Source organism: Roseicella sp. DB1501, assembly GCF_013112485.1.
Taxonomy (GTDB): Bacteria; Pseudomonadota; Alphaproteobacteria; order Acetobacterales; family Acetobacteraceae; genus Paracraurococcus.
In genome coordinates, this window is the sequence record NZ_JABFHG010000005.1 from 366,645 (window position 1) to 378,540 (window position 11,896).

Consider the following 11,896-nt stretch of genomic DNA (forward strand, 5'->3'; position numbering starts at 1 on the left):
CCCGGAATGGCAAACGGCGCGGGGGATGCCCCCCGCGCCGCTGCCGAAGCTAGGCAGGGAAGCCGGCGGTCAGGCCGACTTCGTCATGATCTCGTCCGCGATGTTGCGCGGCACCGGATCGTAGTGGTGGAACTGCATCGAGAAGGAGGCGCGGCCCTTGGTCATGCCCCGCAGGTTGGAGATGTAGCCGAACATCTCCTTCAGCGGCACATGCGCCCGGACGATGACCGAGGTGCCGGCCATGTCCTGGCTCTGGATCACGCCGCGGCGGCGGTTCAGGTCGCCGACCACGTCGCCGACATGGTCCTGCGGCGTGGTGATCTCGACATCCATGATCGGCTCCAGGATCACCGGGCCGGCCTTCTTCATGCCCTCGCGGAAGCAGGCCTTGGCGGCGATCTCGAAGGCCAGCGCCGAAGAGTCGACGTCGTGGTACTTGCCGTCCACCAGGGAGTACTTGAAGTCCACCGTCGGGAAGCCGGCCAGCACGCCCGTCTCGGCCTGCACCTTGATGCCCTTGTCGACCGCCGGGATGTACTCCTTCGGCACGGAGCCGCCGACGACCGCGTTGACGAACTCGATGCCCGCGTTCCGCTCCAGCGGCTCGAAGGTGATCTTCACCTCGGCGTACTGGCCCGAGCCGCCCGACTGCTTCTTGTGGGTGTAGGTCTCGGTATGGGACTTGGTGATCGTCTCGCGATAGGCCACCTGCGGCGCGCCGATATTGGCGTCGACGCCGTATTCGCGGCGCAGGCGGTCGATGATGATCTCGAGATGCAGCTCGCCCATGCCGGAGAGGATGGTCTGGCCGGTCTCCTGATCCGTGCGCAGGCGCAGCGAGGGATCCTCGCCGGCCAGCTTCTGCAGGCCGAGGGTCATCTTCTCGATGCCCTCCTTGGTCTTCGGCTCGACGGAGATGTCGATGACCGGGACCGGGAAGGCCATGCGCTCGAGCACCACCGGATCCTCCGGCGAGGCCAGCGTGTCGCCCGTGCCGGTGTCCTTCAGCCCGACGAAGGCGGCGATGTCGCCGGCGAAGACCTCCTTGATCTCCTCGCGCTTGTCGGCGTGCATCTGGAACATGCGGCCGACGCGCTCCTTGCCCTCCTTGGTGGTGTTCAGCACCGTGTCGCCGGAGCGCAGCACGCCGCGATAGACGCGGACGAAGGTGAGGTTGCCGTACTTGTCGTTGATGATCTTGAAGGCGAGGCCGGCGAAGGGCCCGTCCTCGGTCGCCGGGATGACCCGGCGCTCGGTTTCCTCGTCCTCGCCCTCCTCGGGGGCGACCTTGATGCCCTCGACATCCACCGGGCTCGGCAGGTAGTCGATGACGGCGTCGAGCAGCGGCTGCACGCCCTTGTTCTTGAAGGAGGAGCCGCAGACCACCGGGCGGAACTCGCCGGAGATGGTGCCCTTCTTGATGGCGCGCTTCAGCAGCGGGACCGGCAGGTCGCCATCCTCGAGGTACTTCTCCATCGCCTCGTCATCGGCGGTGACGACGGTCTCGAGCAGCTTCTCGCGGTACTCGGCGGCCTTGTCCTTCAGGTCGTCCGGGATCGGCGCGTCGTGATAGGCGGCGCCAAGCTCGTCGCCCTCCCAGATGATCGCCTTCATCTCGACCAGGTCGATCACGCCCTTCAGCGTGTCCTCGACGCCGATCGGCAGCTGCAGCGCCACCCAGTTGATGCCGAGCTTCTCGGTCAGCGTCTCGGCGGCGCGGTAGAAGTCGGCGCCGGTGCGGTCGAGCTTGTTGATGTAGATGAGGCGCGGGACGTTGTAGCGGTCCGCCAGGCGCCAGTTGGTCTCGGACTGCGGCTGCACGCCGGCCACGCCCTCGATGATGAAGACCGCGCCGTCGAGCACGCGCAGCGAGCGGTTCACCTCGATGTTGAAATCGATGTGGCCGGGCGTGTCGATGATGTTGATGCGGTGGTCGTTCCACACGGCGGTGACGGCGGCCGAGGTGATGGTGATCCCCCGCTCGCGCTCCTGCGCCATGTAATCGGTGGTGGTGTTGCCGTCATGCACCTCACCGATGCGGTGCGATTTGCCGGTGTAGTACAGGATCCGCTCGGTCGTCGTCGTCTTGCCGGCGTCGATATGCGCCGTGATGCCGATGTTGCGGATCTTGTCGAGCGGGGTGCGCGCCACTTGGGCCTCCATAGGCGAAAGCGGGCCCGGCCTCGAGGCGTTCCCTCGTGCCGCCCGCCGAACGGTCAGACTCGTCGGAGTGCTATCGCGGGGGAGATGCCCCCTCCGGCCCGGATTTGCAAGCGCGTTTCACCGCCCGAGCCCCGGCCTGGATGCGGGGCGGCCCCCCGCGCCGTGCGGGCGCCGCCACCGATGCCGCCTCAGCCGAAGAGCTTCCGCGTCACCTCGGCCACGTGCCGCCCCTGGAAGCGGGCGAGGTCGAGCTCGTTCGCGCTCGGCTGCCGCTCGCCCTTACCGCCGGCGATGGTGGTGGCGCCATAGGGCGAGCCGCCGCTCACCTCGTCGAGCCGGGTGAGGCCGGCCGCGCTGTAGGGCAGGCCGACCAGCACCATGCCGTGGTGGAACATCATGGTGTGCATGGCCATCAGCGTCGTCTCCTGCCCACCATGCTGGCTGGCGGTGGAGCTGAAGGCGCTGCCGACCTTGCCGATCAGCGCCCCGCGCGCCCAGAGCCCGCCGGTCTGGTCCCAGAACTGCGCCATCTGCGCCGCCATGCGGCCGTAGCGCGTCGGGCAGCCGATGATGATGGCGTCGTACTGGTCGAGCTCCTGCGGATCGGCCTCGGGCGCCGGCTGGTCGAGCTTGGCATGCGCCTTCTCGGCGACCTCGCGCGGCATCAGCTCCGCCACACGCTTGATGCTGACCTCGGCGCCGGCGCCGCGCGCGCCCTCTGCCACCGCCCCGGCCATGGTCTCGACATGGCCGTACATGGAATAATACAGCACCAGGATGCGCGCCATCGCTCTCGCCCTCCGTCCTTGGCGGCCAAGACGCGGACAGGCGGCAGCGGTTGCCGGCGCGGCCGGCTCAGGAGCCGCGATAGGTAGTGTAGCTCCAGGGGGCGCAGAGCAGCGGCACGTGGTAGTGCCCCTGCCCTGCCGCGAGCGTCACCCGCACCGGCACCACGTCGAGATAGGGCGGGTCGGCCGCCAGCCCGGCCGCCGCGAAATAGGCGCCGATATGGAAGCGCAGCTCGTAGCGGCCGGGGACGAAGCCCGCCTCCGGCAGCAGCGGCTCGGCGGCGCGGCCGTCCCGGTCCGTGGTGGTGGTGACGAGATGCGCCGGCTCCGGATCGAGCCGCCAGAGCTCCACCGTCACGCCGGCGCCGGGGCGGCCGCGGGCGGTGTCGAGGATATGGGTGCTGAGATAGCTGTCATGCGCCATGGCGCCGCTCCCGGGGCTTCCCCGTGCCATCCGCGGCCCGGGCGCCGGCGATGATGCGCGGGCCGCCCGCGCCGCGCCAAGGCCGCTTGACGCCAACGCGGCCGCCGCGCTGTAGCGGGAGGGGCGAGCAGGACGAGGCGGGGATGAGCGGGACGGTGGCGCCGAATGCCGTGGCGGCGGTGAGCGAGCGGCGGCAATGGGACCGGCTGATGGCCATGGCGCGGCTCGGCGCCATCGCCGGGGCGGATGGCGCCCCGGGCGTGAACCGCCCCTGCCTCTGCCCGCTGGACCGCGAGGCGCGGCGGCTGCTGATCGGCTGGGGCGAGGCGATCGGCCTCAAACCCTCGGTCGATGCGCTCGGCAACCTCTTCCTGCGGCATGAAGGGACGGAGCTTGGCCTGCCGCCGGTCGTCAGCGGCAGCCATATGGACAGCCAGCCGGCCGGCGGCCGGTTCGACGGCATCTGGGGCGTGATCGCCGCGCTCGAGGCGGTGCAGGCGCTGCGCGAGGCCGGGATCGCCACCCGCCACCCGATCGAGATCGTCGCCTGGACCAACGAGGAGGGCGGCCGCTTCGCCCCGGGCTGCATGGGCAGCATGGCCTATGCCGGCCATCGCCCGCCCGATGCCTGGGATGCGGTGACGGATGGCGAGGGCATCCGCTTCGGCGATGCGCTGCGCGAGCAGCTCGCGCTGGAGGCGGACATCCCGCGCCGCCCCCTCGGCGTGGTCGAGGGGGTGCGCCCGCATGCCTATGTCGAGGCGCATATCGAGCAGGGGCCGGTGCTGGAGGCGGAGGGGCTCGATATCGGCATCGTCACCGGCATCCAGGGCAGCCGCTGGTTCCTGGTCGAGCTGACGGGCGAGAGCGCGCATGCCGGCACCGCCCCCCTCTCCACCCGGCGCGACGCGGTGCAGGACATGGTCCGCGCCATCACCGCCCTGAACCGGCTGATGGAGGATCCGAGCGACGTGCTGCGCTTCACCGTCGCCCGCATCGAGGTGGCGCCGAACAGCTCGAACAGCGTCGCCGAGACGGTGCGCTTCACCATCGACTTCCGCCATCCCGACGCCGCCGTGCTGACCGGGCGCGGCGACGCCATCGAGGCGACGATCCGCGGGGCGGTGCGGCATTGCGCCGTGGCGGTGACGGAACGCTTCCACGCCCTGCCGGTGGAGTTCGCGCCGGCGGTGGTGGAGGCGGTGGCCCGCGCCGCGGCGGCGCAGGGGCTGAGGGCGAAGCGCATGCCCTCCGGCGCCTTCCACGACGCGCAGTTCATGGTGCCGCTCTGCCCGAGCGGCATGATCTTCGTCCCCAGCCGCAAGGGGATCAGCCACAACCCGGCGGAGTATTCCTCGCCGGCGCAGCTGGCCAAGGGCGCAGGCGTGCTGGCGCAGGTGCTGGCCGAGCTGGCAGCCTGAGCGGCGACGCCGGCCTGTTCAGGCGGTACCGTCCCATTTGCCAACGGGCCGGTCGCCTCACCGGTCCGAGGCCCCGAACGGGGCCCGCCGGTCGCACTGCGAGGCGAGCCTGACGGTGCGGCGCGGCGAAGCCAAGCGAACCGGCGGTTGGCGCCCGGCGCTTGAGGGCTCCCTGACCCTGCTGAGGTTCAGGGGCATCAATCCATCTCAAACATCCCCTCGACCTCCACCGCCGCATCGCCCGGCAGGGAGGGCACGCCGATGGTGCTGCGGGCATGCCGCCCGGCCTCGCCGAAGACCTCGACGGCGAGGTCGGAGGCGCCGTTCATCACCACGGCATGCTGGGTGAACTCGCCCGGCGCGGCGATGAAGCCGCCGAGCCGCACCACGCGGCGCACCCGGTCCAGGTCGCCCTCGCAGGCGGCCTTCACCTGCGCCACGAGGTTGATGAAGCAGAGCCGCGCCGCCGCCTGGCCCTGCTCGACCGAGACGCCGGCGCCGAGCTTGCCGGTATAGGCGATCTTGCCGTCGCGCAGCGGGATCTGGCCGGAGACGACGACGAGATTGCCGATGCGGTTGAAGGGGATGTAGTTGGCGACGGGCGCCGCCGGCGCGGGCAGCGTGATGCCGAGCTCCTTGAGCCGCGCCTCGATCCTGCCTGACATGCTCCGCTCCTTCTCGCTACGGCTCGCCGCGCCGGGGCCGGGCTCCCGCGCCACGCGCCCGGGATCGCTGCCGGCGAGGAGCGAGACATGCGCCGAGACGACCTTCCAGCCAAGCCCCGGCAGCCGCGCCATGATCTTGGTCTCGCGGCCGATCAGGCCGCTGTCGGTGCGCTGGTATTCCAGATGCGTGCAGGCGAAGTCCCGCCCGAAGCCGGTGATGTGGACGCGCCGGGTCGCGCGCGGCGCATAGCGCGCGACGCTCGCCCGGAAGGCGCGGATCGCCTCGATGCCGTAGAGGATCTCGGTGGTGCCGAAGCGGACGGTGCGCGGATCGGCCCAGAAGCTGTCGTCGAGCACGCCGGCGTCGTTGCCGGCGATCGCGCTCTCATAGCGATCGAAGACGGCGCGCACCTCGGCGAGCACCGCCGGATCGTCGATCTGCATCGCTCATGCCCCCTGCCTGATGCGGCACGATGCCATCCCGGGCCCGGGATGGCCAAGCCAGGCCAGGGGGGGATGGTCAGGCGCGCGAGCGGATGAGGGCCATGAGCTCGCGCCGCGTGTTCGGATCGTCGCGGAAGGCGCCGAGCATCCGGCTGGTCACCATGCTGGCGCCGTGCTGGTGCACGCCGCGGGTGGTCATGCACTGGTGCTCGCTCTCGATGATCACCGCGACGCCGCGCGGCTGCAGCACCGCCTCGATCGTATTGGCGATCTGCGCCGTCAGCTTCTCCTGGATCTGCAGCCGCTTGGCATAGGCATGCACCACCCGGGCAAGCTTGCTGATGCCGACCACCCGGTTGGCCGGGAGATAGGCGACATGCGCGATGCCGATGATCGGCACCATGTGGTGCTCGCAATAGCTCTCGAGCCGGATGTCCTTCAGCAGGACGATCTCGTCATAGCCCTCGGTCTCGGCGAAGGTCCGCTCCAGCAGCGCCACAGGGTCGATCTCGTAGCCGGCGAAGAACTCCTCGTAGGAGCGGACGACGCGGGCCGGCGTGTCGAGCAGCCCCTCGCGCGACGGATCGTCGCCGGCCCAGCGCAGCAGGGTGCGGACCGCGGATTCGGCTTCGCTGCGGCTCGGGCGGTCCTGCTCCGCGGGCTGGTCGGCGATCGGCTTGGCGGACATCGGCACCTTTCCTCCTGGCTGGCGGCATCCCGGTGCCCGGGCAACGCGCGACGCATGTTGCGTGTTCGCGCAGATCGCGGCGTCGCGACGATGCCGGCGGCGCCGGGGCGCGGATGCCGCGCCCCAGCCTGCAGGACAGTGCTTGTAGAGCAGTTGCCGCGCCCCGAACATCCGGGCGCGGCCGGCCTGGGGCGGCGGGCCGGCTCAACGGCCCGCGATGGCGTGCAGCTCCTCGGCCAACTCCTCGAGCTCCTCCAGCACCGCCCGCAGGCTGCCCGGCGGCGCCTCGAGCTCGGGCTGCGGCGCCTCGGCCTCGCCTTCGGCCAGCCCGCCCTCGCGCAGCAGTCGCTGCACGCCCTTGATCGTATAGCCCTGGGTGTAGAGCAGGTCGGAGACGCGCCGCAGCAGGGCGATGTCCTCCGGCCGGTAGTAGCGCCGCCCGCCGCCGCGCTTCAGCGGCTTGAGCTGGGGGAATTTCGTCTCCCAGAAGCGGAGGACATGCTGCGGGATGTGCAGGTCGTCGGCGACCTCGGAGATCGTGCGGAAGGCGGTCGGCGCCTTGCGGGCGCGCAGCCGGCCCGACTCGGTCGGGTCCTCGCTCATCCAGCCCCCATGGCGTTACCCATGGTCTCTGCCCGGCCCGCCCTCACGCGTCCTCGGTCCCGCTCGGCAGCGGCTGGCCGTTGATCCGGGCCTTCAGCACCTGCGATGGCCGGAAGGAGAGCACCTTCCGCGGCAGGATCGGCACCTCGACGCCGGTCTTCGGGTTGCGGCCGACCCGCTGGCCCTTCTGGCGCACCATGAAGGTGCCGAAGGCGGAGATCTTCACCGCCTCCCCAGCCTCGAGCGCCGCGGCCATGTGCTCGAGCACCGCCTCGAGCAGGGCGGCGGATTCGTTCCGTGACAATCCGACCTGGCTGTAGATCGCCTCGGCGAGGCTCGCACGCGTGAGCGTGTTCATGCCACAACTGGTTCCCGCAAGCCCTTGTGCCGCCTAGGAAACCTGCATCGACAGCGGTGGTCAAGCGAAGCTTGCCGCCAGCGCATCGAAGGCGGCGCGGCGTGGCTTCGCGGTTGCGGTCGCCTCCTGCCCGAGCCGGGCGGCGCCGGCGCCGGCTCAGAAGCGCGCCAGGGCGGCGCCCCAGGTGAGCCCGCCGCCGATGCCCTCGAGCACCATGAGGTCGCCGCGCTCGATCAGCCCCTTGCCCGCCGCTTCGGCCAAGGCCAGCGGGATGGAGGCGGCCGAGGTGTTGGCGTGCCGGTCGACGGTCACGATCACCCGCTCCTTCGGCAGGCCGAGCTTCTTGCCCATGGCGTCGATGATACGGAGATTCGCCTGGTGCGGGATCAGCCAGCGCACGTCGGACTGCGCCAGGCCATTCGCCGCCAGCGCCTCGTCCACCACCGAGGCGAGCTTGGAGACGGCGTGCCGGAACACCTCCTTGCCCGCCATGCGCAGCTTGCCGCATTCGCCGTTCGAGCCGGGGCCGCCATCGACCAGCAGGATGTCGCCGTAGCGGCCATCGGAATGCAGATGGGTGGAGAGGATGCCGCGATCGGTCGCATCACCCCGCCCCTCGCCGGCGACCAGCACCACCGCGCCGGCGCCGTCGCCGAAGAGCACGCAGGTGCCGCGATCGGTCCAGTCGAGGATGCGGGAGAAGACCTCCGTCCCGACCACCACGGCGCAGCGCACCTGGCCGGTGCGGATCAGGGAATCCGCGAGGCCGAGCGCGTAGACGAAGCCGGTGCAGGCGGCCGAGACGTCGAAGGCGAAGCCCTGCTGCGAGCCGAGTCCCGCCTGGATGCGGACGGCGGTAGCGGGGAAGGCGCTGTCCGGCGTCGCGGTGGCGACGATGACGCAATCGACCGCCGTGCCGTCGATGCCGGCGCGCTCCAGCGCCTGCCGCGCCGCGGCGAGGCCCATGGAGGAGGCGGTCTCCTCCGGCGCCGCGACATGGCGCTGGCGGATGCCGGTGCGCTCGGTGATCCAGGCATCCGAGGTCTCGATGCCGAAGGCCTCGCCGAGCGCGTCATTGGCGACGACCCGCTGCGGCAGGTAGCCGCCACAGCCGACGATGATGGCGCGGGTCACCATGGCAGGTCAGATCCTCAAGGCCGTGCGGAGGCGAGCGGCTCCGCCGCGGGCATGGAAAGCCGGGAGAGTCCCTCCCGGATGCGGTCGTTGAAGTGGTGCGTCACCATGTCCATCGCGACATCGACCGCATGCGCGAAGCCGAGCGCGTCGGTGCCGCCATGGCTCTTCACCACCACGCCGTTGAGGCCGAGCAGGATGGCGCCGTTGTAGCGGCGCGGATCCATCCACTCGCGCAGGCGATCGAGCGCGGGCCGGGCCAGGAGGTAACCCAGCCTGGCCGGGACGCTGCTGGTGAAAACCTGCCGCAGCAGGTCGCGCATCAGCTTAAGCGCGCCCTCGCCGGTCTTCAGCGCGATGTTGCCGGTGAAGCCATCGGTCACGATCACATCGACCGTGCCGGCGGTGATGTCGTGCCCCTCGACGAAGCCGTGGAAGGTCGGGCCGATGTGGCTCTCCTTCAGCACATCGGCCGCCGCGCGCACCCGCTCGTCGCCCTTCAATTCCTCGGAGCCGACATTCAGCAGCCCGTAGCTCGGCGCCGAGAGGCCGAGCACGGCGCGCGCGAAGGTCTCGCCCATCACCGCGAACTCGACCAGGTTGCGCGTGTCGCACTGCACGTTGGCGCCGAGATCGAGCATCACCACGTCGCCGCGCGCCGAGGGCATGATGGCGGCGAGCGCCGGCCGGTCGATCTCCGGCAGGGTCTTGATGACGATCTTCGCCAGCGCCATCAGCGCGCCGGTATTGCCGGCCGAGACGACGCCGGCCGCCTCGCCGGCGGCGACGCTGTCGATGGCGACGCGCATGGAGCTCTGGCGCCCCTGGCGCAGCGCCGCGGTCGGCTTCATCTCCGCGGAGATCATGTCCGGGGCATGGCGCAGCATGCAGAGCTTCGCCGCCTTCGGACGGCGCGCCAGCATGCTGCCGATGCGGGTCTCGTCCCCGACCAGGAGGAACCGGGCCTCGGGATGCCGCTCGGCGGCGAGCTCCAGCCCGTCCAGCACGATGTCGGGTGCGTTGTCACCTCCCATGGCGTCGATGGCCAGGGAGAAGGGCTTCGACACGATCTGCGTTTCCTTGCCGGCCGGTCGCGGCGGCTCAGGTGCGGACCACGCCCTTCACGGCGTCGGCGGCGATGACCTCACGGCCATCGTAATGGCCGCAGGAGCCGCAGACATGGTGCGGGCGCTTCAGCTCGCCGCAATTCGCGCATTCATGCCGCGCCTGGGTAGATAGCGCCTCGTGACTCCGACGCATGCCGCGGCGGGAGGGCGAAACCTTCTTCTTCGGAACGGCCATGGCGCCGAGCCTTTCTTCAACACGTACAGCAGGATTCTGCGGGAGCGCGCGGCTGTAGCACCCTGCCCCCCCTGACGCAAGCTTCGCGCCCGGCCTCGACCAACCGGAACAGTTGCCGCCAGGCGGGGTTCCGTGCGGTGGTCACTGCGTTTGGCGCCGGCGCAGGGCGGCGAGGGCCGCGAAGGCGCCCTCGGCCTCCGATTGCAACTCGGCCGGCAGCTCGGCGCCCGGCGCCCGCGGATACGGGTCGATCGCCAGGGCGAGCTGCTCCGCCGCCACCTCGCCGAGATCCGCCACGTCCTGCTCGGTCTCGATCTCGTCGAGATCCTCCGGCCCGTACGCGGCGGCGCGGCCGGCGGGCAGCAGCCGCAGGACGAACTCGTCGACCACGCGCTGCGGCACCGGCTCGAGCGTCACCACGCATTCCTGCACCAGCGACGCCTCGAGATGGCCGGCGGCGCGAATCGCCCCGTCCGCCTCGGGCTCCAGCCGGAAGCGCACCTCCAGCGCGTCGATGCCGAGGATGCCGAAGCGCCGCGCCAGCGCCTGGCGCTCGGCCGGGCTGGCGGTCAGCGTCTCGCTCCGGCCCTCGGGGCCGACCAGGCCGAGCGGCAGCGGGCGGGAGAACTCGGCCCCGCCTGGCCCGGCCTGGCCCGGCCCTGTCGCATCAGGCGGCATCGGCGGCCTCCCGCGGCGCGGGGAAGCGGACCTCGCCGCGGAGCAGCGGCGCCAGGGGCTGCGCCGCCAGCGCCCCGGCCGTCTCGGCGGCATGCGCGGCCAGGCGCCGCGCCGCCTCCGGCACCTCACCCTCCCCGCGCCACACATTGCGCTGCAGCGCCGCGGCGAGGGCCTCGGCATCGGCCGCGTCCAGTGCCGCCTCATAGGCCTGGGCCCGGCCGTGGAAGGCCTCCCACATGCGCCGGACTCGCTTGCCGACGGAGAGGTCCCCGACTCCCATCTCCCGCAGGTTGAGGTCCATATCCGCGAACATGGCGTCGAACACCGCCTGGGCCAGCGCCGCGCCGCGCACATCCGGGTCCCGCCTCAGCCGGTGGATCAGCAACGCCGCATGCAGCCCGACCAGGTCGAAGCGGCCGTCGAGGGAATCCGGCACGCCGAGCCGGTCGAAGAAGAAGGGGGTGCGCGCCGCCGCCACGGCGGCGCCATAGAGTTCGAAGCCTGCCCGTTCATGTGGCTTGCGGCGGAACAGGGCGGAGAGGCCCATCGCGGCGGGGTCCTTCAGGCTGCGGGCCGCGATCCGGTTGACCCTGGCGCGGCGAGGTGGCATTCGGCCGCAGACATGGATCGCCATTCCCGCCCGGTCAACGCGCTGCCGCGCCGCAGGTCCCGCCTGCCCGGCCGCGCCATGGCCCTCGCCCTGCTCGCCGCCCTGCCCCTGCCGATGGCCGGCTGCAGCTTCTTCGAAGCGCCGATCGTCCAGCGCGGCCACCGCGTGCCGCAGGACCAGTTGAGCGAGATCGTGCCGGGCGTGCAGACCAAGCAGGACGTGCAGGCGCTGCTCGGCTCGCCGACCCAGACCGGCACCTTCAGCGACAACATCTGGTACTACATCAGCAGCAAGACCCGGCAGCGCCCCGGCCGCGCCCTGGCGGTGTCGGACCAGGAGACGGTCGCCATCACCTTCGACAACCAGAACGTGGTGCAGGAGGTGAAGCGGATCGGCGAGGATCAGGGCCGGCGGGTCGAGATGGTCTCGCGCGAGACGCCCGTCCCCGGCAATGACCGCACCCTGCTGCAGGCGCTGTTCGGGAATATCGGCAGCTTCGGGCCGGGCGCGGGCACCCTGCCGAACAGCGCGCAGCAGACACCGGGGCCGGGGACGCTCCGGTAGTTCCCCACGACGTCGCCGCGCGCCGCCGCGGGGCTCCGGGAGTCGCTCCTGAGG

Annotated in this window: 14 protein-coding genes and 1 pseudogene; 2 read left to right on the top strand and 13 right to left on the bottom strand. The window is 71.3% G+C overall.

Annotated elements, in window-relative coordinates; all coding sequences use genetic code 11:
• Positions 1 to 69: 69 nt before the first annotated feature.
• From fusA to uraH, 3 genes are all read right to left on the bottom strand, one after another.
• Entirely contained in the window at positions 70 to 2,163 is a 2,094-nt protein-coding gene (fusA, locus tag HJG45_RS12590) for an elongation factor G (RefSeq protein WP_174890447.1), read from the bottom strand.
• A gap of 188 nt (positions 2,164 to 2,351) precedes the next feature.
• Positions 2,352 to 2,951 (bottom strand): NAD(P)H:quinone oxidoreductase, encoded by a 600-nt coding sequence (wrbA, locus tag HJG45_RS12595; RefSeq protein WP_171612460.1) that lies wholly within the window; start codon positions 2,949 to 2,951, stop codon positions 2,352 to 2,354.
• Between the two features lie 67 nt (positions 2,952 to 3,018).
• On the bottom strand, positions 3,019 to 3,375 hold the full coding sequence (uraH, locus tag HJG45_RS12600; protein WP_171612461.1) for a hydroxyisourate hydrolase: 357 nt from the start codon (positions 3,373 to 3,375) through the stop codon (positions 3,019 to 3,021).
• A 143-nt stretch (positions 3,376 to 3,518) separates the two neighbouring features.
• Here uraH and HJG45_RS12605 point away from each other — a divergent pair, with 143 nt between their 5' ends.
• Positions 3,519 to 4,796: a M20 family metallo-hydrolase gene (locus HJG45_RS12605; protein ID WP_171612462.1), complete on the top strand. Its 1,278-nt coding sequence runs from the start codon at positions 3,519 to 3,521 to the stop codon at positions 4,794 to 4,796.
• 197 nt (positions 4,797 to 4,993) lie between these two features.
• On the opposite strand, the gene HJG45_RS28745 is transcribed toward HJG45_RS12605, so the two are convergent.
• The 10 genes and pseudogenes from HJG45_RS28745 to HJG45_RS12655 all read right to left on the bottom strand — a co-directional run bounded on the left by HJG45_RS28745 (position 4,994) and on the right by HJG45_RS12655 (position 11,215).
• On the bottom strand, positions 4,994 to 5,461 hold the full coding sequence (locus tag HJG45_RS28745; protein ID WP_171612516.1) for a RidA family protein: 468 nt from the start codon (positions 5,459 to 5,461) through the stop codon (positions 4,994 to 4,996).
• A gap of 84 nt (positions 5,462 to 5,545) precedes the next feature.
• Positions 5,546 to 5,905 (bottom strand): annotated as a pseudogene (locus HJG45_RS28750) (AtzH-like domain-containing protein); the annotation flags it as partial.
• Between the two features lie 76 nt (positions 5,906 to 5,981).
• On the bottom strand, positions 5,982 to 6,593 hold the full coding sequence (gene folE / locus HJG45_RS12620) for a GTP cyclohydrolase I FolE (RefSeq protein WP_171612463.1): 612 nt from the start codon (positions 6,591 to 6,593) through the stop codon (positions 5,982 to 5,984).
• 204 nt (positions 6,594 to 6,797) lie between these two features.
• A complete protein-coding gene (locus HJG45_RS12625) occupies positions 6,798 to 7,196 on the bottom strand; it encodes a MerR family transcriptional regulator (protein ID WP_171612464.1) in 399 nt (132 codons plus the stop codon).
• 43 nt (positions 7,197 to 7,239) lie between these two features.
• Positions 7,240 to 7,554 (bottom strand): integration host factor subunit alpha, encoded by a 315-nt coding sequence (locus HJG45_RS12630; protein ID WP_171612465.1) that lies wholly within the window; start codon positions 7,552 to 7,554, stop codon positions 7,240 to 7,242.
• A 156-nt stretch (positions 7,555 to 7,710) separates the two neighbouring features.
• Complete coding sequence (locus HJG45_RS12635; protein ID WP_171612466.1) at positions 7,711 to 8,691, bottom strand: beta-ketoacyl-ACP synthase III; 981 nt, start codon at positions 8,689 to 8,691, stop codon at positions 7,711 to 7,713.
• A gap of 14 nt (positions 8,692 to 8,705) precedes the next feature.
• Positions 8,706 to 9,755, bottom strand: a complete 1,050-nt coding sequence (gene plsX, locus HJG45_RS12640; RefSeq protein ID WP_368040574.1) for a phosphate acyltransferase PlsX — start codon at positions 9,753 to 9,755, stop codon at positions 8,706 to 8,708.
• Between the two features lie 34 nt (positions 9,756 to 9,789).
• On the bottom strand, positions 9,790 to 9,990 hold the full coding sequence (rpmF, locus tag HJG45_RS12645; protein WP_171612467.1) for a 50S ribosomal protein L32: 201 nt from the start codon (positions 9,988 to 9,990) through the stop codon (positions 9,790 to 9,792).
• Between the two features lie 141 nt (positions 9,991 to 10,131).
• Positions 10,132 to 10,668, bottom strand: coding sequence for a DUF177 domain-containing protein (locus HJG45_RS12650; protein ID WP_171612468.1), 537 nt, complete (start codon positions 10,666 to 10,668; stop codon positions 10,132 to 10,134).
• Entirely contained in the window at positions 10,658 to 11,215 is a 558-nt protein-coding gene (locus tag HJG45_RS12655) for a ubiquinol-cytochrome C chaperone family protein (RefSeq protein ID WP_171612469.1), read from the bottom strand. Before HJG45_RS12655 ends, HJG45_RS12650 begins: the two co-directional genes overlap by 11 nt.
• A gap of 75 nt (positions 11,216 to 11,290) precedes the next feature.
• Here HJG45_RS12655 and HJG45_RS12660 point away from each other — a divergent pair, with 75 nt between their 5' ends.
• Positions 11,291 to 11,842 carry an outer membrane protein assembly factor BamE gene (locus HJG45_RS12660; RefSeq protein ID WP_254452469.1) on the top strand — a complete coding sequence of 184 codons (552 nt, stop codon included), beginning with the start codon at positions 11,291 to 11,293 and terminating at the stop codon, positions 11,840 to 11,842.
• Positions 11,843 to 11,896: the final 54 nt, after the last annotated feature.